The sequence below is a fragment of the Paracoccus onchidii genome, assembly GCF_028294535.1.
GTDB lineage: Bacteria > Pseudomonadota > Alphaproteobacteria > Rhodobacterales > Rhodobacteraceae > Paracoccus > Paracoccus onchidii.
In genome coordinates this window covers 21032-40953 of sequence record NZ_JAQBIE010000027.1, presented here as the reverse complement: position 1 = coordinate 40953, position 19922 = coordinate 21032, and the positions used below count along the sequence as shown (strand labels likewise).

The 19922-nt window shown below is 65.2% G+C and carries 23 protein-coding genes and 1 pseudogene; 20 read left to right on the top strand and 4 right to left on the bottom strand.

What is annotated here, in order from left to right; all coding sequences use genetic code 11:
* Positions 1-29: 29 nt before the first annotated feature.
* On the bottom strand, positions 30-1010 hold the full coding sequence (locus PAF17_RS16900) for a TAXI family TRAP transporter solute-binding subunit (protein WP_271890272.1): 981 nt from the start codon (positions 1008-1010) through the stop codon (positions 30-32).
* 106 nt (positions 1011-1116) lie between these two features.
* On the opposite strand from PAF17_RS16900, the gene PAF17_RS16895 reads away from it, so the two are divergent.
* From PAF17_RS16895 to PAF17_RS16885, 3 genes are all read left to right on the top strand, one after another.
* Positions 1117-1800, top strand: coding sequence for an IclR family transcriptional regulator (locus PAF17_RS16895; RefSeq protein ID WP_271890271.1), 684 nt, complete (start codon positions 1117-1119; stop codon positions 1798-1800).
* Between the two features lie 11 nt (positions 1801-1811).
* Positions 1812-2738 (top strand): SMP-30/gluconolactonase/LRE family protein, encoded by a 927-nt coding sequence (locus PAF17_RS16890; RefSeq protein WP_271890270.1) that lies wholly within the window; start codon positions 1812-1814, stop codon positions 2736-2738.
* A 216-nt stretch (positions 2739-2954) separates the two neighbouring features.
* A complete protein-coding gene (locus PAF17_RS16885; protein ID WP_271890269.1) occupies positions 2955-4217 on the top strand; it encodes a tyrosine-type recombinase/integrase in 1263 nt (420 codons plus the stop codon).
* Between the two features lie 34 nt (positions 4218-4251).
* Here PAF17_RS16885 and PAF17_RS16880 read toward each other — a convergent pair whose 3' ends face one another.
* Positions 4252-4857 (bottom strand): hypothetical protein, encoded by a 606-nt coding sequence (locus PAF17_RS16880; RefSeq protein WP_271890268.1) that lies wholly within the window; start codon positions 4855-4857, stop codon positions 4252-4254.
* 464 nt (positions 4858-5321) lie between these two features.
* Here PAF17_RS16880 and PAF17_RS16875 point away from each other — a divergent pair, with 464 nt between their 5' ends.
* The 8 genes and pseudogenes from PAF17_RS16875 (at position 5322) to PAF17_RS16840 (ending at position 10811) form a co-directional block, all read left to right on the top strand.
* Positions 5322-5582 (top strand): helix-turn-helix transcriptional regulator, encoded by a 261-nt coding sequence (locus tag PAF17_RS16875; RefSeq protein WP_271890267.1) that lies wholly within the window; start codon positions 5322-5324, stop codon positions 5580-5582.
* Positions 5583-5587: 5 nt separating this feature from the next.
* Positions 5588-5848 carry a hypothetical protein gene (locus PAF17_RS16870; RefSeq protein ID WP_271890266.1) on the top strand — a complete coding sequence of 87 codons (261 nt, stop codon included), beginning with the start codon at positions 5588-5590 and terminating at the stop codon, positions 5846-5848.
* Positions 5845-6243: a VRR-NUC domain-containing protein gene (locus tag PAF17_RS16865; RefSeq protein WP_271890265.1), complete on the top strand. Its 399-nt coding sequence runs from the start codon at positions 5845-5847 to the stop codon at positions 6241-6243. Before PAF17_RS16870 ends, PAF17_RS16865 begins: the two co-directional genes overlap by 4 nt.
* Entirely contained in the window at positions 6240-7253 is a 1014-nt protein-coding gene (locus PAF17_RS16860) for a helix-turn-helix domain-containing protein (protein ID WP_271890264.1), read from the top strand. The genes PAF17_RS16865 and PAF17_RS16860 overlap by 4 nt, the downstream gene beginning before the upstream one ends.
* Positions 7250-7942 carry a hypothetical protein gene (locus PAF17_RS16855; RefSeq protein WP_271890263.1) on the top strand — a complete coding sequence of 231 codons (693 nt, stop codon included), beginning with the start codon at positions 7250-7252 and terminating at the stop codon, positions 7940-7942. Before PAF17_RS16860 ends, PAF17_RS16855 begins: the two co-directional genes overlap by 4 nt.
* A gap of 395 nt (positions 7943-8337) precedes the next feature.
* Entirely contained in the window at positions 8338-9591 is a 1254-nt protein-coding gene (locus PAF17_RS16850) for a DNA methyltransferase (RefSeq protein WP_271890262.1), read from the top strand.
* Between the two features lie 4 nt (positions 9592-9595).
* A pseudogene (locus PAF17_RS16845) lies at positions 9596-10117 on the top strand (DNA cytosine methyltransferase); the annotation flags it as partial.
* Between the two features lie 103 nt (positions 10118-10220).
* Positions 10221-10811: a hypothetical protein gene (locus tag PAF17_RS16840; RefSeq protein WP_271890281.1), complete on the top strand. Its 591-nt coding sequence runs from the start codon at positions 10221-10223 to the stop codon at positions 10809-10811.
* On the opposite strand, the gene PAF17_RS16835 is transcribed toward PAF17_RS16840, so the two are convergent.
* Positions 10790-11320 (bottom strand): DUF3489 domain-containing protein, encoded by a 531-nt coding sequence (locus PAF17_RS16835; protein ID WP_271890261.1) that lies wholly within the window; start codon positions 11318-11320, stop codon positions 10790-10792. The genes PAF17_RS16840 and PAF17_RS16835 overlap by 22 nt on opposite strands.
* Positions 11321-11415: 95 nt before the next feature.
* Positions 11416-11751: a hypothetical protein gene (locus tag PAF17_RS16830; RefSeq protein WP_408636440.1), complete on the bottom strand. Its 336-nt coding sequence runs from the start codon at positions 11749-11751 to the stop codon at positions 11416-11418.
* 14 nt (positions 11752-11765) lie between these two features.
* Here PAF17_RS16830 and PAF17_RS16825 point away from each other — a divergent pair, with 14 nt between their 5' ends.
* The 9 genes from PAF17_RS16825 to PAF17_RS16785 are packed head-to-tail and all read left to right on the top strand — an operon-like array spanning position 11766 to position 19909.
* Entirely contained in the window at positions 11766-12359 is a 594-nt protein-coding gene (locus PAF17_RS16825) for a hypothetical protein (protein ID WP_271890260.1), read from the top strand.
* Positions 12307-14349 (top strand): phage terminase large subunit family protein, encoded by a 2043-nt coding sequence (locus PAF17_RS16820; RefSeq protein ID WP_271890259.1) that lies wholly within the window; start codon positions 12307-12309, stop codon positions 14347-14349. The genes PAF17_RS16825 and PAF17_RS16820 overlap by 53 nt, the downstream gene beginning before the upstream one ends.
* 3 nt (positions 14350-14352) lie before the next feature.
* Positions 14353-14565, top strand: coding sequence for a phage head-tail joining protein (locus tag PAF17_RS16815; protein WP_271890258.1), 213 nt, complete (start codon positions 14353-14355; stop codon positions 14563-14565).
* Positions 14566-14568: 3 nt separating this feature from the next.
* Complete coding sequence (locus PAF17_RS16810; protein ID WP_271890257.1) at positions 14569-16077, top strand: phage portal protein; 1509 nt, start codon at positions 14569-14571, stop codon at positions 16075-16077.
* Positions 16077-17495, top strand: coding sequence for a S49 family peptidase (locus tag PAF17_RS16805; protein ID WP_271890256.1), 1419 nt, complete (start codon positions 16077-16079; stop codon positions 17493-17495). Before PAF17_RS16810 ends, PAF17_RS16805 begins: the two co-directional genes overlap by 1 nt.
* Positions 17496-17521: 26 nt before the next feature.
* A complete protein-coding gene (locus PAF17_RS16800) occupies positions 17522-17902 on the top strand; it encodes a head decoration protein (RefSeq protein ID WP_271890255.1) in 381 nt (126 codons plus the stop codon).
* Between the two features lie 47 nt (positions 17903-17949).
* Complete coding sequence (locus PAF17_RS16795; protein WP_271890254.1) at positions 17950-18972, top strand: major capsid protein; 1023 nt, start codon at positions 17950-17952, stop codon at positions 18970-18972.
* Positions 18972-19286, top strand: a complete 315-nt coding sequence (locus PAF17_RS16790; protein WP_271890253.1) for a head-tail joining protein — start codon at positions 18972-18974, stop codon at positions 19284-19286. Before PAF17_RS16795 ends, PAF17_RS16790 begins: the two co-directional genes overlap by 1 nt.
* Entirely contained in the window at positions 19283-19909 is a 627-nt protein-coding gene (locus PAF17_RS16785; protein WP_271890252.1) for a DUF6441 family protein, read from the top strand. The genes PAF17_RS16790 and PAF17_RS16785 overlap by 4 nt, the downstream gene beginning before the upstream one ends.
* Positions 19910-19922: the final 13 nt, after the last annotated feature.

Below are 19922 nucleotides of genomic sequence, written 5' to 3'. Positions count from 1 at the left end.
GGGCGGCCATAACGGCCGCCCGAATGCAATCACATGCGCCCGATCTCTTTGTAATAGCGGGCGGCACCGGGATGCAGTTCGGCCGAGATGGAGGTCAACGCTTCGTCAAGGTTGACCAGCGACAGGCCAGCAGAAGCATCGTTCACCTTCTGGATATTCTCCCACAGCGCCTTGGTCAGCTGATAGACGATTTCCTCGTCAATCTCGCCGCGCACCATGATCTGATAGGGGAAAGTCCAGAAATAGGCGTCCCCGTCAGCGGCGACCCGCCCTTCATAGGCCTTTTCGATAACGTCAGCCGGAACTCGCTGATAGACGTAATACTCGCCGTTGGTGATTGTGCTCTGGAACTCTTCCAGCGTCGTCGGATCGGGCGAGACGAAGCGCAGTTCCATCTGGCGCGACGCGTTGTCGATCACCGCGGTCGGGATCGATCCCCAGACAAGGGTGGCATCCATGGTGCTCGCCGCCATCTGGTCCAGCGCGGGGCCGTATTCGATCGCCTGTGCCTGGACCGAGTCGGCGATGCCATGAATCTGGAACAGCGTTTCTGTCACCTTGCCCGCATTGCCACCGGGTCGGCCGATACCGACCTTGTGGCCGGCGAGGTCCTTGAAACTCTCGATACCGGCATCCGAGCGCGCCACATACTGGGCCATCCCGACGGGCAGCGCTAGGATCGCCTTCATGGTCTTGTAGCCTTCGCGTAGGTCCTCGGGATCCTCGGAATAGCTACCGGTTCCGTCGACGGCGTCGAGGTAGTGAGGCGCCCCGACACCGACCATGTCGACCTCTCCCAGCGCTGCCTTACGCATCCCCGCGACGGTGCCGTTCTCGACCACCGTCATCGAAAGGCCCGCCTCACGCGCGATGCCCGACCATACGACACCCAGCTGGTAATCGTCTGACGTGGTCGAGACCCCGCTGAAGATGATGTCCTGCGCCTTGGCGACACCTCCGCTCATCGCGATGGCCGTCGACAGGATCATTGCCCGGTAAGTGAACGTCATGGCTTCTCCTCCCAATCGTTCTATCTAACAGAATGTTATTGCATCTAATAGAACGTTATGCTTTATTGATGCTGTTGTGTCAATCTTCTCCGAAAGGGAGGGACGAATGACCGAGGCAAAAGGCGTCGAAGCCGTTGAACGCGCTCTACAAATTCTCGATTGCTTCGATCCGGAATCGCCCGATCTCAGCTTGGCCGAGATCTCGAAACGAACAGGGCAATACAAAAGCACGATTCTCAGGCTGGGTGTCTCACTTGAGCGATTCGGCTACCTGATCCGCGACGAGGGCGGCCGCTTTCGCCTCGGCCCGACTGCTTGGCGTATCGGTTCGAACTATCGGCAGAGCTTCGACTTGGCAGGGGTAATGCGCCCCGAATTGAAGCAGCTTTCGGATGAAACCAACGAGACCGCTTCATATTACATCCGCGAAGGCGACAGCCGGGTTTGTCTGTTCCGCAGCGAGCCATTGCGTGCGATACGCCATTCCATCATCGAGGGCGCCCGGATGCCGATCACGCAGGGCGCCAGCGGCAAGGTGCTTCTCGCCTTTTCGCCCAAGCTAGGGGAAGGCGATCCAGTCATCCGCGCAGCGGGTCACGCCATTTCGCTCGGAGAACGCGACGGCGATGTCGCCGCCATCGCGGTTCCGATCATGTCAGCCAACGGCCAGCTTATTGGCGCACTTGCGGTATCGGGCCTGATCACGCGCTTCGCTCCCGATACCCGCCCCAGCCTGATCGCCGCCCTAGAGGCCAGCCGGCAACGACTGGTCAATCAATTGACCGCCTGAGGAGAGAAATCATGTCCTTCTACCCAGCACCACAGATCATCGACGCAGATGTCTGGACCACCATGCCTTCCGAGTTCCGCATCAAGAACACCTCTCCGGCTTGGGCTGCCGCCAACAAGCCGGGCCGAGAGATCGACAGCTTTCTTGAAGGCCCCAGCTTCGACCGCGACGGCAATCTATGGGTAACGGATATTCCCTATGGACGAGTATTCCGAATTTCTCCCGACCGAAAATGGTCGCTTGTCGCGGAATATGACGGTTGGCCGAATGGCCTGAAGTTTCATGGCGATGGCCGAGCATTCATAGCCGATTACAAAAACGGCATCATGGTGCTTGATCCGGTGACCGGCACTATCGAGCCGGTGGTGACCCATCGCCACTCCGAACATTTTCGCGGCTGCAACGACCTCGTCTTCGACAGTCGAGGAACGCTCTATTTCACCGATCAGGGTCAGAGCGGGATGCAAATGCCAAACGGCCGCGTCTATCGCTATCAGCCCGAACAGGATCGGCTCGACCTGCTCATCGACACAGGCCCGAGTCCGAATGGCATCGTGCTGAACGAGCATGAGGACGCGCTTTATGTGGCAATGACACGAGGCAACAGTGTTTGGCGACTTCCGTTGATGGCGGATGGTTCGGTTTCCAAGGTTGGTGTGTTCGTCCAGCTTTCCGGAGGTCTGTCGGGCCCGGACGGCTTGGCTGTCGATTCACAGGGAGGACTGTGGATAGCGCATGCGGGGAATGGATGCGTTTGGGGCGTTTCAAGAATGGGCGCGCCGACATATCGCGTTGTCAGCCAAACAGGCGTCACGACGACCAATCTCGCATTCGGCGATATGGCTCATCCTAGCCTGTTCATTACCGAATCCGACACTGGCAACATCCTACATGCGAGCCTAATGGTCGAAGGCCGGTCCATGTTTGGACAGGAGTAACGTTCCTCCTAGAACGTGCTTAGGGTAACTTCTGGGGCTTTCCTATGAAGGTCTGCGGGAACGGCCATCAAGATTGGTGTCTATCTGTTCAGTACCGGCACGTCTCCCTCCGACTTCCGCCACCTTCCGCCTCCCTGCCGGTCCGGGCGGCGATGTATGACTTGCCATGCGCGCGAGGCTGAGCCTCATGTGGGATGCAAGAAGGAGGCGCTGGGCATGGTGAAGCGATTGAGACTGAACGAGAAATCGGTGCGGGAGGCGGTGCCGGAACCGGGCCGGGACTATCAGATCTTCGACAGCGAGGTGCGGGGGTTTGCCATCTGCATCTACCGCTCCGGCAACCGCGCCTTCACGCTGGATTACCGTCATGCCGGGCGGCAGCGGCGGATGACGCTGGGGCGCTGGCCGGAATGGTCAACGGCGGCGGCGCGGGAGCGGGCGAAGGAGCTGCGGCGCGATATCGATGCCGGGGGCGATCCGCTGGGCGCAAAGGAGGACGGGCGGGACGCGCCCCGGTTCAGGGACCTGGCCGAGCGCTATGCCGAGGTGCATCTGCCCAATCTGGCCAAGACCAACGCCTCGGATCAGCGATCCATGCTGACGAAGCTGATCGGGCCGGACTGGAACAACCGCCTTGTCACCGAGATCACGCCCTATGATGTGGAAAAGCTCTTGAACCGGATCGCGGAGGGGCGGTGTCGGCCACACAAGGCCAAGCCCAACAACCGCGCGCGGAAGCTGCAGGGGTCGAAGCCCACCCCGGTGCGCGCCAACCGTGTCGGCGAGGTGCTTCGAAAGATGTTCACCTATGCCCAGAGCTGGGGCTGGCGCGAGGACAATCCGGCCTCGGGGTTTCGCCGCCGCATCGAAAACCCGCGCGAGCGATTCCTGTCGCAGGAGGAGATCCGCAAGCTCGCCGCCGCGCTGGACGCGGCCGAGGACCGACGCGCGGCTGATATCATCCGGCTCTGCATGCTGACCGGGGCGCGGGTCGGCGAGGTCCGGCAGGCAAGGTTCGAGCATTTCAACCTCGAACATCTGAGCTGGTCGAAGCCCGCCAGCATGACCAAGCAGCGCAAGATTCACCGTCTGCCGATCTCGGATGAAGCCGCCGCCATCGTCCGTCAGCGCCAGTTGCTGGTGCCGTGCGGCTGCGCATTTCTGTTTCCGGGCGATGTGCCGGGTCAGCCGGTGAAGGAAATCCGGAACTTCTGGAAACGGATCCAGAAACAGGTCGGGATCGAGGATGTCCGGATCCACGACCTGCGTCACACCTTCGCCTCGCTGCTGGTCAGCGGCGGCGCCTCGCTGGAGATGATCGGCAAGCTCTTGGGCCACAGCCAGACCCAGACGACGGCGCGCTATGCCCATCTGATGGATTCGCCGCTGCGCGCCGGGGTCGATGCCGTGGCCAGCGCCTTCCGCCCGAAGCCGGTGCTGGTGCATGATGCCGGGGATCAGGCCCGCAGGAGCGCCTGATCCTCGCCGCGCTGGCCGGTATGCTGCCCTGCCTTCAGGCATTCTCCCGCAGCATCTTCCAGATCGGCCCCAGCCTTCGCCGGATGGTACTTTCATCGGGGATGTCGCCGCCCTCGGAATGCTGCGCGAACCAATCCAGTGCGATGGCGATCAACTCGCCCTGTGTCGCGGGCACGCCCTCCCCATGTACCCGATGGATCAGAAAGGCCAGCAGGCCTTCCCAATTGTGGCGCGACGGCGCGCCGTTATTGATCGTCAGACGCCGCATCAGCCCGTGGGTCGTTTCGAAGCGGTGCATTTCCTCGACAGTGATCATCAGGCGACCAAGGTGAACCTTAACAAAATCGGCTGGGCTCTCGATCAGGATCCAGTCTTCTGTGCCGACAGGGCGAAAGCGCCGCAGGGTTGCGACGTCCGGCGCCCCGTGACCTGGCCAAAACAGCTCCAGAATATCAGCCGCCTCTACCACGACAAAGCCAGCATGGACATGGCCACCCTGAATCATCGGCCGGATCGCCGTCACGATCTCCAGTTTTCCGGTCGCGGCCCATCCAGCGAGGTCGCTCAACGCGCATTCCCAGCGAAGTGCTGCCTCCTGAACTGTGTAAAACGCGCGTTGTGGCAATGCCATTGGTGTCATCTCCCTGTCTTCCTGCGCCGGACAGTCGGTCCTTCCGACCATCGGCGCCCTGCCTCGATCACCTCCCTAAGGGCACAGCTCTAGCGTTCGCGGACTGCGCTGCAAGTCCACGTAAGTCGGCCGCTTCGGGCGTGATTGGGCAGATTTTTTCACCACCGGGACGCGATTTGGCAAGAGCCAATGGCTGGGGATAAGGGGAACATCGTTCTTGACACGTTCTGCACCGCAGCAATTGCAGATGTTTCCCGAACATGCAGCATAATGTCACACCGGCATGCTCGCCGCTTCGCCGGGGCGCCTGCCGGTCGAACGGATGCGAATCGCGCAAAACCCCAGCAAAATATGGGGTGGCGTAAGTCCGGGGGAATTACGCCACCTTCCGCCTCCCTGCCGGGGCTTTCGATGTGATTGTTCTTCTCCCCGTCAGCCGCCCGGTTCGGGCGATGCGAGAAGGAGGCAAGAGCATGACACAACCCATGAGTGCGGAACCGGCAATCCAGCCGCGCCTGCTGCGCGGCTGGATCAGCCGATATGACCTGGCCCAGGAACTGGGCCTCACGGTCGACACGCTGGGGCGCTGGGAGCGGCGGCGGAAGGGCCCGGCCTGCGTCCGTGCCGGCCGCAAGATCTTTTACCGGATGAGCGTTGTGCAGGACTGGCTGCAGTCGCAGGAGATGCCGAGTGTCGCGAAGAAGACCGCCAGCAAACCTCGGGGGCGGAAATGAACGCAATGTCACCGATCCACACCTCCGACGTCGGTTGCAACAGTACGGATGCGGCGCCCTGCCCGTCCGACTGGCCAGCCCAGCGTCTCACTGAGGCACGCGGAATCGTCGCCGACTTCGTGCATCACCCGGACAGCCTGATCGTCCTCGCCTGCCGCGCTATTGCCGCCCACAGCCCCGACCCGCAGGAAAGCCGCGAGGCACTCGCCCTCGCCGGTCTGCTGATCGCCGTGTCGAGCCGGAAGCCGAAAGGCGGTGCCGCATGACCCGCCGCACCCCTGAGGCCGATATCCAGCGCGCCATCGTCCACACGCTGCGCATCGTTCTGCCGCGCGATGCCATCATCCACCATTCCGCCAACGAGGTCGGCGGCGGCGGCAAGGCTGCCCGCCAACGCCAGGCTATTCTGACCGGCATGGGCGTCTGTCCGGGCTTTGCCGATCTGATCGTCCTCACCGGCGGTCAGGTACTGTTTCTGGAAGTCAAAAGTCCCTCCGGCAGGCTCAGCCCCGAGCAGATGGCATTCCGCGACATGGTGAAGGCGCAGGGCTTCGGCTGGGCGCTGGTCCGCTCGGTCGAGGACGCGCTGGGCGCCCTCGCCGATCACGGCATCACCACACGGGCGCAGGCCCTGAACCCGCGCCGGAGGGCCTGCGCATGAGTCACTATGCGACCAACTGGGCCATCCTGCAGCGCGGGTTGAAACCCGCGACCAAGATCGTGCTCTGGCATCTCTGCGATCGGCACAATCCCGATTTCGGCTGCTTTCCGACACAGGCGCGGTTGGCGGCGGATTGCGAGATCAGCCGATCCGCCCTGAACGACCATCTCCGCAAGCTGGAACTGGCCGGTCTGATCCGGCGCTGCGCCAGCGTCGACCCGGTGACGAAACGCCAGCAACCGACCCGCTACATTCTCGGTTTCGAGGACAGCTTCGATGACCCCCGATCCGACCCGTCTCCGGAATTCGGACATGGCGATTTTCCCGGGTTTTCAGACGATCATCCTGACGGCGAAAGCCGTCCAACGTCGCCCAACGCTGTCAACCCGTGTCCGGAAACTGCACACGGAGCCGTGTCCGGATTTCGGGCAGAGCCGTGTCCGGAAAATGGCGATTTCCGTGTCCGGAATCCGGACACTAACCTTGTAAGAGAACCTTTAAGGGAACCAGTAAAGGAGGAGGAGGAGGGCGCGCGAGCGCGCGATGATCGATTTGAGGAATTTTTTGGAGAGTTGCTCGACGCCCTCGGTTTCGACTCCGATGCCGGCCTTCCCGGCTGGTGGCAGGGCTGGCCACCGAGGGAGCACGTTCGTCGCTGGATCACCGATCTCGGCCTCAGCGAAGACCGGATCGTCGCCGTGGCGCGTGACAGCCGCAGCACGCATCCCGCACCGCCGGACGGACCGAGGGCGCTGGACAGGGCGATGGAACGGGCGGCACGGACCGCAGAGGTCAGGACAACCATTGAGGGCGACAAGCGCCGCAAGCGCGGCGGCAAGCCCGCTGACACACCTCGGGCCAGCATGGACGAAATCGCGGGCTTCTACGCCGGGCTGGTGAACGGGGATGGCTATCTGCCCTCCAACGCCATCTCGAACACGGTCCGCAATGCCATGCTGGAGCGCGGCCTGGTGACGGCCGAACGGCTGCGAGAACGGGGCGTGGCATGAGCATCCATGCACGCTTCCCGAACCGCTCATCCCGCATCCGCCGCACGCTTGGCGTCCAGCAGGTGCTGGAATGGGCCTTCCGGACCGAGAAGGCCCGGCTGGAACTGCCCGAGCCGCCCGACTCCGAACGCGGCGACGGTCCCGGCTTCGGCCTCGAATACGTGCTGATGCAACGCGCCGCGCTGGGCTGCCGCATCGATGGTGGCCGGTACAAGCCCGACAGTTCGACGCACGAGGATGCCGAGGTGATCGCCGCCTGTGTCGCGGGCCTGCCGACGTCGCTCGGTGGTCTGCGCATGGCCATCCGCATCGCCGAGCTGGCGCGCGCCGGCATGACGCCCGACTGGATGCCGGGCGCCGTGCCCCGCTGCGTGCCGGTCGAGATGAAGCGCAACCAGCATGGCGAACGCTCGATCACCATCGCCGTCGGCACGGTACGCGTGCTGTCACGCGGCAAGTGGCGGACGGTGGAACTGCGTGCCTGCCCGGTCACGTTCTCGCCGCACCCCGACCAGATCGACGCCGCGCATCGCCATTACGAGCGGTGGTGGCTGGCGCTCGGCTGGGTGCGGGAAGGACTGCGCGAAGGGGGCATGCTGCGGAGCATCGAGGTCACCGATGCTATGCCGAAACGGCAACCGTGGGCGCCCCGACCAAGACGCGAACAATTTGGCAACGAGCCCTGTTGACAGAGCTGCCCCTCTTGACTCATACATCAAACATCGAAGACGAGCACCCGGAGAATGGACCCCATCAGGCGCTTTTCGCAAAACCCTTCCAGCCCTACCCCCCTGCCATGGTTCCTCCCCGGCGCGATCCGTATTCGGGGGGGCGCAGCGCAGAAGTTTGCCAGCGTCAGGCGATTTCGCCGGGGAATCCACCCGGAATCCACCTGAGCCAACCGAGCGGTGTTTCGACCAATAAAACAAGGCTTTGAGCATTCCGCAGGGGTGGATTCCTGCTGGATTCCGGCGGGATCCAGGAAGCCACCTGCGGGATCCAGTTCGCGGAAGCCACCGCCAGCGGAATCCACCGGAATCCACCCGCCCTGAAGCCGCCCAAAACCACAGGACCTCCTCACTCCATGGACCTCGCCTTTGCGCCGCGCCAGATCGAGTTCTGGCCGATCGAGCGGCTGCGCCCCTATGCCCGGAACGCCAAGATGCACGGGGCCGATCAGGTCGCGCGCATTGCCGCCAGCATGGCCCGCTTCGGCTGGACGGTACCCTGCATGGTCGGTGACGATGGCGAGCTGATCGCGGGCCATGGCCGGGTGCTGGCGGCGACGGAGCTGGGGCTTCATGAGGTGCCGGTGATCCGGCTGGGCCATCTCGACGAGGCGGAGCGCCGGGCCTATCGCATCGCCGACAACAAGCTGACCGAACTCGGCGACTGGGACGAGGCGCTGCTGCGCGACGAGGTGGCGGGCCTGCTGGCCGATGACTTCGATCTGTCGCTGCTGGGCTTCGCCGAGGACGAGCTGGAAGCCCTGCTGCAGGATCCGGATCTCGGCGAAGATGGTGCCGCCGAGGGCGAAGACGAGGTGCCGGAACCGCCAGCCGATCCGGTCTCGGTGCCGGGCGATCTCTGGCAGCTCGGGCCGCACCGGCTGATCTGCGGCGACAGCACATCGGCCGATGTGGTCGCCAAACTGCTGGGCGATGTCCGCCCGCTGCTGATGGTGACCGACCCGCCCTATGGCGTCGAATACGATCCGTCATGGCGCAACCAGTCCGGCGCCTCAGCGACCAAACGCACCGGCAAGGTGCTGAACGACGACCGCGCCGACTGGCGCGAGGCCTGGGCGCTGTTTCCGGGCGATGTCGCCTATGTCTGGCATGGCGCGTTGCACGCCACCACCGTCGCCGACAGCCTGATCGCGGCCGGTTTCGATATCCGCTCGCAGATCATCTGGGCCAAGGACCGCCTGGTCCTCAGCCGGGGCGACTATCACTGGCAGCACGAGCCCTGCTGGTATGCGGTGAAGAAACGCGGCAAAGGCCATTGGGCCGGGGATCGCAAGCAGACCACGCTCTGGCAGATCGCCAACAAGGATCAGGATGCCGAAACGGCGCATGGCACCCAGAAGCCGGTCGAATGCATGCGTCGGCCGATCCTGAACAATTCCAGCCCCGGGCAGGCGATCTATGAGCCCTTCATGGGTTCCGGCACTACGCTGATCGCGGCCGAGACCACTGGCCGGGTTTGCTACGGGATCGAGCTGAACCCCGCCTATGTCGATGTCGCCATCACCCGCTGGCAGAACCTGACCGGCCAGGCTGCGGTGCTGGAGGGTACCGACCAGAGCTTCGCCGACCTGACCGCCAACCGACGCTGAGACAATGAATGACCTGGCTTTACCTGCCCCCGGACGCGATTCCGGGGCCGATGACACCTGCCTCTTCGGCCTCTCCCTCTGCTCCGGCGCGGGCGGGATCGATCTCGGGCTCACCCTCGCCCTGCCCGGATATCGAACTGTGGGCCATGTCGAGCGGGAGACCTACGCTGCGGCCACTCTCGTGGCGCGGATGGCGGACGCGGCCCTGGATCAGGCTGTTATCTGGGACGACATTGCCACCTTCGACGGCAAGCCTTGGCGCGGCGCGGTGGATATCGTCTCTGCGGGCTATCCGTGCCAGCCGTTCAGCGTGGCGGGCAAGCGCCGAGGCACCGAGGATCCCCGCCATCTCTGGCCGCATGTCGCCCGCATCATCGGCGAGGCCGAACCGCCCTTCGTCTTTCTCGAAAATGTCGCTCATCATCTCCGCCTCGGCTTCCCCGAAGTCGCCAGCGGATTGGTCGGCATGGGCTACCGCCTTGCGGCGGGATTGTTTACGGCGGCGGAAGTCGGCGCGCCCCATCGCCGGGAACGCCTGTTCATCCTCGCCATCCGGGAAGGCGACGAGCTGGCCGACCCCGCGCGCCTGCTCCGGCACCCGTTCGAGTGGCGGCAATCGCAGCGAGATCATGCGCCTCTGGCCGACGCCCCGGGCCAGCGCCAACGAGAACCGGCAGACGAAACCGACGCCATCACAGGCGGCGGGCAAGCACGGGATGAACCTCGCCACGAGGGCGGCGATGTGGCCAACGCCGCAGACCGACAGCTTTCGCAGCCGGGGCGGTGTGCGGAAACACGAAAAGGGGCTGGACGGCATGGCCCGGGACTGGCCGACGCCGCTGGCGACGGACGGCAACAAACCGAGCGCGGGCAATCGCAAATCGGCCGATCTAACCCATGCCAGCCGGATGTGGATGACGCCGACGGCGCGCGACCACAAGGATGGGGCGACCAGCCTTGCGAACACACCGGTCAAAGGCCTCCTTGGCCGCCAGGTCCTCACGACGCCGATGGCTGGACCCGATATTTGCGATCAGCGCCGGACCTTGAACCCGCTATTCGTCGAGGCGCTGATGGGCTGGCCTGCAGGGTGGACCGGCTCCGCCTCTGCGGCAATGGCGTGGTCCCACTGGTTGCCGCGCATGCGCTCCGAACTCTGGCGCATCAGTTGCTGGAAGATGGGTGATGCGGCGCCACATCAGGCCGAGTTCAGCCTATAGACCCTGCCCCTCTCGGCGAGTTTCTCGGATGTCACAGTCAGGCCCAGCTTCTTCTTCAGCGATCCGGAAATGGCGCCCCTGATGCTATGGTGCTGCCAGCCCGTCGCCTCAGCGATCTCGGCGATGGTCGCGCCTTCAGACGCCTGCAGCATGGCGATCAGCTGCGCCTGTTTGGTGCCGGGGCGCTGGGCGGCGGCGATGGCCTCGGGCTTGGCATCGCGCAGCGCGGCCATGGTCTTGACCACAACCGGATCGATGCCGATGGCGTCCATCCCGGCATCCGTGGCGATTAATGTCGTACCATGGCCATCGCCGGTCTCGCGCCAGAGCGGCTCATTGCGCCGGCGGTTGGCCTCGACCTCCTCGATGAAGCCGAGTTTGATCATCCGGCTGATGGCCATCTTCGCGGCGGCGCCATGCAGCCCTTCGGGCAACGGCAGCGCGAGATTGCCCGGCCGGGCGCTGGCCCGGGTCAGGATCAGGGCTTGGGTGTCGGTAAGTTTCGTCATGTCTGTCTCCGTGCATCGCCGCCGCAGGCTGCGGTCGGCTTCTACGGAGCCGGGCCCCGTTATCCGGGGCGTGGCGGGCGCCACTTGCCAGCCGGTCAGGCGGCGTGTTCGCCCTCGCCGAAGGCAAAATCGCTGATCTGCTTCAGCAGGTTCGCCTGATATTCGAGGCTGCCAACGTCGGCCCAGTTCAGACGTTCGGGATCTGCGCCGAAATGATCCTCGCTGAACGCCAGCAACCGGGCCAGCATGGCGTCGATTTCGGCTTTCTTCGCGATGAAGGCAGCGAGGGCGGCGTCGTTGGTTCGGGCGGGCTTGCGGGTCATTTCGGTCTCCGGGAGTTGCGTTTCGTTGATGCAGCATCGCTCTGGGGCGTCCTGAAGTGTAGAGAATTCGGAGCAATAACAGTGCTTTCTGATGCACATCACCATCATCTTCGGCGGCACCCATGCGGGGCATGAGCGAACGGGCCTATGCGGCCCATGCCGGGCTGTCGCGCGGGGCGATCCAGAAAGCGCGCAAGAGCGGCCGGCTGGTCCTCTTCGCCGATGGCTCCATCGACGCGGCGGCGTCGGACGCAAGGCGCGCGGCGACCACCGATCCGGATCAGCAGATCCGGTCGAAGGGCGGCACCGCGCGGCAGGCGGCGACATCCGAACGGGCGTCGCGGCCCGATACCAACCTCACCGCCCCGTCGATCTCCGGCCCGGGTGACAGTTCCTCCTACCTGAAGGCCCGGACGGCGCTGACGGTCTATCAGGCGCAGGAACGCCAGATCGCCATCCAGAAGAAGAAGGGCGTGCTGGTCGACCGGGCGCGGGCCGAGACGCTGGTCTTTCGCCTAGCCCGGCAGGAACGCGATGCCTGGGTGACCTGGCCCGCCCGCGTCGCCGCGATCATGGCGGCGGAATTGTCCGCCGAGATGGAAAAGACCACCGGAGAAGCAATGAGCATCGGCACCGGGGTGCTGCAGAGGGTGCTGGAAGCCCATGTCCGAGACCAGCTCACCGCCCTCGCCGACCTCAAGGTTTGTCTTGAATGATGACGATGGGAGCGATGATCACAGCCCCGATCTGAGTTTCGACGGCGCCCATGATATGCTGCGCGCCTGGTCGCGCGGCATCCGGCCCGATCCCGATCTGACGGTGTCGGAATGGGCCGACAGACACCGCTGGCTGTCGTCACGGGCGGCGGCCGAACCCGGGCGCTACCGCACGGCGCGGACGCCGTACTTGCGCGAGATCATGGATGCGCTTTCGCCCGGCCATCCGGCGCAGCGCATCAGCTTCATGAAGGCTGCGCAGGTGGGTGCCACCGAGGCCGGGAATAACTGGATCGGCTTTGTCATTCACCACGCCCCCGGCCCGATGCTGGCGGTGCTGCCTACGGTCGAGATGGCCAAACGCGCCTCGCGCGGACGCCTCGACCCGCTGATTTCGGATTCGCCTGCGCTTCGTGAGAGGGTCAGCCCGGCGCGATCCCGCGATGCCGGGAATTCGATGCTGTCGAAGGAATTCCCGGGCGGCATTCTGGTGCTGACCGGGGCGAACTCGGCCACCGGTCTGCGGTCGATGCCCGCGCGCTATCTGTTTCTGGACGAGATCGACGCCTATCCGCCCTCCGCCGATGAGGAGGGCGATCCGGTGACGCTGGCCGAGGCGCGCAGCACCACTTTTGCGCATCGCCGAAAGGTGTTTCTGGTCTCGACCCCGACGATCCGGGGGCTGAGCCGGATCGAGCAGGAATTCGAGGCCTCGGACCAGCGGCGCTATTTCGTGCCCTGCCCGCATTGCGGCGCGATGCAATGGCTGGAATTCGAACGTCTGCGCTGGGAGAAGGCCAAGCCCGAGACCACCGCCTATGCCTGCAATGCCTGCGAGGCGCTGATCGCCGAGCATCACAAGACCGCCATGCTGGAGGCAGGCGAATGGCGCGCGATGGCGGTTTCAACTGACCCGCACCATGTCGGCTATCACCTCTCGGCGCTTTATTCGCCCATCGGCTGGAAGAGCTGGGAGCAGATCGCCCGGGAATGGCTGGCCGCGCAGGGCAATGACGAGATGCTGCGCGCGGCGCGCAACACGCTGCTGGGTGAGACCTGGGTCGAGCGCGGCGAGGCACCGGAATGGCAGCGGCTGGCGGATCGCCGGGAAGCCTTCGCGGCGCAGATCCCCGAAGGCGGTCTGTTCCTGACCGCCGGGGCCGACATCCAGAAGGACCGGATTGAGGTCGATATCTGGGCCTGGGGGCGCGGGCTGCAGAGCTGGCTGGTCGATCACGTCGTCATTCCGGGCGGGCCGGACAGCCCGGCGGCATGGGCGGAACTGACCAAGCTGCTCGGCCGTACTTGGCAGCACGCCCATGGCGCGGTCATGCCGATTGCAAAACTGGCGATCGATACCGGCTACGAGGCGGCAGCGGTCTATGCCTGGGCGCGGGCGCAGGGGTTCGAGCAGGTCGTGCCGGTCAAGGGTCTCGAGGGCTTCAATCGCGCCACGCCGGTTTCCGGCCCGACCTTCGTCGATGCGACGGTGGGCGGCAAACGCCTGCGCCGGGGCGCCCGGCTGTGGTCGGTGGCGACCGCCACCTTCAAGATCGAGACCTATCGCTTCCTGCGGTTGGAACGGCCCGAGGAGGACCGGCCCGATCCGCCGGGCATGATCCATCTGCCGGACTGGGCCGACAGCGAATGGCTGAAGCAACTGGTCGCCGAACAGCTGGTCACGGTTCGGAACAAGCGCGGCTATGCCCGGCAGGAATGGCAGAAGCTGCGCGAACGCAACGAGGCGCTCGACACCCGCGTCTATGCCCGCGCCGCCGCCTGGATCATGGGTGCCGACCGCTGGGACGAACGCATGTGGCGGCAGCTGGAGGATCAGGCGGGCGTTTCGCCTCCAGTACCGGATGCGGGCGCAGCCCATTTTACGGACGACTCCGTGCCCACCGCAGAGCCGCCTGCCCGGCAGGCCGGTGCGCCACCAACCACGCCACGCCGCAAGCGGCAAACCTATACTCCGCGTTTCATGAGGTGAGAGATGGAGATCGACCGGATGCGGGCGCTGCTTTCGGCCCTGCATGAGGCCCGCTTCAGCGGGCTTCGTTCTGTCAGCTATGACGGCAAGACCCTGACCTATGGCTCTGATGCCGAACTGGCAGCCGCGATCAGCGATCTGGAAGCCCGCATCGCCCGCGCAACTGGTGCGACCCGCCGTCGGCGCTGGGGCACCGTGGCGACGAAAGGGCTCTGATCCATGGCGCTTGACGGCATCCGGGCGCGCCTCGGGGCGATCATCGGCGGGTTCGACGCGGCGCAGTCACACCGCCGGTTGCGCGGGTTCCGGGCATCCCGCGCCCATGTGAACACGCTGATCGCGGGCGCGGGCGAGACCATCACTGCGCGGGCCCGCTGGCTGGCGCGGAACAATGGCTATGCCTCGGGCGCGGTGGAGGCCTTCGCCAGCAATGTGGTCGGCGACGGCATCAAACCATCGTCCTCGATTGCAGACGCAGGCCAGAAGGAAACGCTGCAGAAGCTCTGGCACGCCTGGACGGATGAGGCCGATGCCGAGGGGCTGACGGACTTTTACGGCCTCCAGCGCCGTGCCGCGCGCGAACTGTTCCTGACGGGCGAGGTGTTTCTGCGGCTCCGCCCGCGCCGCCCCGAAGACGGGCTCTCCGTGCCGCTGCAGCTGCAAATGCTGCCCTCGGAGATGCTGCCGATGGATCTGAACCGGGAACTGCCCGGCGGCGGGACCATCCGACAGGGTATCGAATTCGACGGCATCGGGCGGCGCATCGCCTATCACCTGCTGCGCCGCCATCCGGGCGACATGACCGATCCGGGGCTGGTGGGTGAAACAGTCCGCGTGCCTGCCTCGGAGATCATTCACGTCCTTGACCCTGTCGAGGCCGGCCAGCTGCGCGGCGTCTCCCGTTTCGCACCGGCCATCGTCAAACTCTTCACGCTGGATCTCTATGACGATGCCGAGCTGGAGCGGAAGAAGACCGCGGCGATGTTCGCGATGTTCATCACCTCGCCTGCCCCGGAAACCCCGCTGGAACCGGCCGAAGAGGATCTGGAGGTCGAGCCCGGCCAGGTCGTCCGGCTGGACCCGGGCGAGGATGTCTCGACACCCGCCACGCCCGACTCCGGCTCGACCTATGAGCCCTTCCAATACCGAACCTTGCTGCAGATCGCAGCCGCGCTGGGCATTCCCTACCCTTACCTGACCGGCGATGCGGCACGCGGGAACTTCTCCAACACGAGGGTCGCGCTGCTGGACTTCCGCCGCCGGGTCTCGGCGATCCAGCACAGTGTGATCGTCCATCAGCTCTGCCGCCCGGTCTGGCAGCGCTGGCTGGATCTGGCGGTGCTGTCCGGTGCCATCGACCTGCCCGGCTATGACCGCGACCGGCGCGTGTTTCAGGCCGTCAGCTGGCTGCCGACGCGCTGGGACTGGGTCGATCCGATGAAGGACGCCTCGGCCGAGATCCTGCAGATCGAGGCCGGTCTCAAATCCCGCAGCCAGGCCATCTCCGAGCGCGGCTACGACGCGGAACAGGTCGACCGCGAGATCGCGGCCGAACGGAAACGCGAAGCCGCGTTGGGCCTCGATTTCCGCCGCCCTGGCTCGCCCGCGCAGGGACCGAAGGGCGAGGCTGTTGGCGATCGCGCCGACGCCACGAACGGCAAGGACGATGATGAAGACGGCGCCACCGACCCCGATGACGACGAGACCAAACCAAAGGAGGACCGCTGATGCATCACGCCCAGATCGCCCAGCGCGCCTTCGACACGCCGCTGATGATCGCCCCCGCCAAGGCGCTGGCCTTTCTGTCGGGTCTCGGACCCCGGATCACCGGGCAGGAAATTCGCTTTGACGGCATGACGGTCGCAGAACCGGAGCTGATCGCCGCACGGCAAACCACCCATGCCTCGCTGATCGGCGGCGATCTGGTCGGACGTCATGGTGAATACACCGATGCGCCGTTTCCGGTGATCGACGGTGTTGCCGTCATCGCCATCGCGGGCACACTCGTCCATCGCGGCGCCTGGATCGGCCAGAGCTCTGGCCTGACTTCGTATGAAGGCCTCGGCGCCCAGATCGACGCGGCGGTTTCTGACGACGCCATTCGTGGCATCGCGCTCGAAATCGACAGCTTTGGCGGCGAGGTGGCCGGGGCCTTCGATCTCGCCGACCGCATCCGCGCCGCGCGGGATGCAAAGCCGGTTCATGCCTTCTTGGCGGAACATGCGCTTTCGGCCGGTTACGCGCTGGCCTCGCAGGCAGATCGCATCACCCTGCCCCGAACCGGCGCGGCGGGCAGCATCGGGGTGATCACCATGCATACCGACATGTCCGGCATGCTGGCGCAGAAGGGCGTCGCGGTGACGCTGATCCACGCCGGGGCGCAGAAAGCCGATGGTAATCCCTATGCCGCCCTGCCGGAAGGCATTCGCGACCGGCTGCAGGCCGAGTTGGAGGATCTGAGGATCCTCTTCGCCGAAACGGTGGCGGCGGGGCGCGGTGCCAGGATGACCAGAGACGCGGCGCTCGCCACCGAAGCCGCGATCTTCCGGGGCCCGGCAGCCGTCGAGGCCGGTCTGGCCGATACCGTCGCCGATCCCCGTGCCGCCTTCCGCGCCTTTGCCGACAGCCTCGACCGCCCGGTTCTATCGGTCGGACGGACGCCGCCGCGCCAGACCCTTTTACCACCCCATCCCAAGCAGGAGATGATCATGAGCGATCAGACGGATGCCGATGCCCAGACACCGGCCCAGCAAAACCCGAAAGCCGCAGCACCCGGTGCAACCGCCACACCGCCGCAACCCACCACGCCGACGGCGCAGCAACCGGCAGAAGCATCGGCGCCAGCGGTTGAACCGTCCGCGCCCGCAGCCGCAGCGCCGAGCGATGCCACCGCCGATGCCATCCGCGCCGAGGCCGCCGAAGTGGCCTCGATCTGCGCCCAGGCGGCAAAGCTGGGTGTCACCCTGGACGCGGCCGATGCGGTAAGGCGCGGAGTAAGCCCCGATGCCCTGCGCGGCCAGATCCTCGACAGCCTCGCCGCCAAGAGCGACGCCAGCGGCATTCTCGCCAGTGCGCCCGGGCCCACCAACAAGCCGAGCCCGCTCGTGGCCGCTGCCCGCAAATCCGCCGACAGCGCCGCGCGCTGATCGCCTGACACCTTCAGGAGACCAAGATGCCCGTTCTGACCCAACCGCCCTCGATGGGCGATGCACTCAAATATGAGCTGAACCCCAACTATACCCGCGAGACCGTCACCCTCGCCGCGGGCACCGAATACCCGGCAGGCGCCGTTCTGGGCCGCATCACCACCAGCGGCAGATACACCTTCGCCAGCCATGGCGGCAGCGATGGCGCCGAGGTGGCTGTCGGCATTCTGCTCTATCCGGTCGATACGCGTCTCTCCGAGGCGACCGGCATCCTTCTGGCCCGTGGCCCGGCGATCGTGTCACGCGACGCCCTTTTCTACGATGGCAGCGTCGATGATGCGGCCAAGATCGCAGCCAAACATGCGGAACTGACCGCGCTGGGCATCGTCATCCGAGACAGCGCCTGACCGGCGGCTGCGACACCTCTTCCCCTCCTTCCCGACAAGGTTTCCCCATGACCATCATCCGCAATCCCTTCGATGCCGGCGGTTATTCGCTGGCCGAGATGACTCAGGCCATCAACATCCTGCCGAACCTCTATACTCGCCTCGGAGAACTGGGCCTCTTCCGCTTCGAGGGCGTCTCCCAGCGCAGCGTCATCATCGAACAGATCGAGGGCGTGCTGAACCTCCTGCCCTCGGTCCCCTTGGGCGGTCCGGCCACCGTCGGTTCCCGCGAGGGCCGCGCCATGCGCAGCTTTGCGCTGCCCTGGATCCCTCATGACGATGTGATCCTGCCCGCCGATATTCAGGGTGTGCCGGCGGTCGGTGCCGGGGACGAGGCCGATCCGCTGGTCGCGGTGATGACCCGCAAACTGACCCTGATGCGCCGCAAGCATGCCCAGACCCGCGAATATATGGAGATGAACGCGCTGCGCGGCATCGTGAAGGATGGGGCGGGCACCACGCTCTACAATTACTTCACCGAATTCGGCATCGCGCAGATCAGCGTCGATTTCGTGCTGGGCACCGCTGGTACCAACATTCAGGGCAAGGTCCGCGAGGTGCTGCGCGCCGTCGAGGACAATCTGCTGGGCGAAAGCATGTCGGGCGTCCATGCCCTGGTCAGCCGCGAATTCTTCGACAAGCTGATCTCGCACCCGAAGACCGAAGAGGCCTACAAGTTCTATGCCGCGACCGGCGCCCAGCCGCTGCGGCAGGATGTGCGGCGCAACTTCCCCTTCGCGGGCATCCTCTTCGAGGAATATGCGGGCGCGGTCACCCTCTCGACCAAGGCATCGGAACGGCTGGTCCCGGCGAACGAGGGCATCGCCTTCCCGACCGGCACCATGGACACGTTTACCACCTATGGCGGTTCGGCAAACCTGCTGGAGACCGCCAATACCATCGGTCTGCCGCTCTATGCCCGCCAGCATCTCGACCCCAAGGGCCGCTGGATCGACCTGATGACCGAGGCCTCGATCCTGCCGGTGAACAAGCGCCCGCGTCTCGCCATCCGGCTGCACAGCTCGAACTGATGAACGCGTTTGCCGCCGCCATGGATCGCATCTTCGCGCATCCCGACATGTCGGTATCTGCCGTCTGGATTGCGAGTGGCACATCGGAGGAACGCCCGATCCGCCTGATCCGCCGCGCGCCGGACCGGATCACCGAGTTCGGATCGGCGCGGATTCTTTCGGAAACCCTGACCGCCGATATCCGGGTCAGCGATCTCCCCGATCCCCGGCCCAGCGATCTGATCGTCATCGGCGCGGACAGCTTCGCCATCCAGGGCGAGCCGATCCGCGACCGCGACCGGCTGATCTGGACGGTAGAACTGGTGCCTGCATGAAGCTGAAGCTCGACATCGATCCCGATCTCGTCGCCATGATGCGGGCCGAGATCAGGGCAGGCGAAAAGGCCGTGACCTGTGCCATGCGCGAGGCGGGTATGGGCCTCAAGACCGCATGGCGCGGGCAGATCACCGGCGCAGGATTGGGACGGCGGCTGGCGAATTTGATCCGCAACGCCACCTATCCCAAGGCGGGCGAGAGCCTGAACGCCACCGCGCTGGTGTGGTCCAAGGCGCCGGTGATTGTCGGTGCCCATAATGCCGGGCCGCTGATCCGCTCCCGCGACGGGTTCTGGCTGGCCATTCCCACCGAGGCTGCCGGAAAATCCCTGCGCGGCGGGCGCATCACGCCCGGCGAATGGGAAAGGCGCACCGGGCTGCGGCTGCGCTTCGTCTATCGCAGGCGCGGACCAAGCCTGCTGGTGGCCGAAGGGCGGCTGAACACCAAGGGCCATGCGGTGGCGTCACGTTCCAAAACCGGACGCGGGCGCACCACGGTGCCGATCTTCCTGCTGGTGCCGCAGGTCAGGCTGCCCAAAAGGCTGGATCTGGGGCAGGATGCGGAAAGGGCGGCGGATGCGGTGCCTAGGAGGATTGTGGGGAAGTGGGTCGAGGGGCGATGAAAAGAAAATTCAA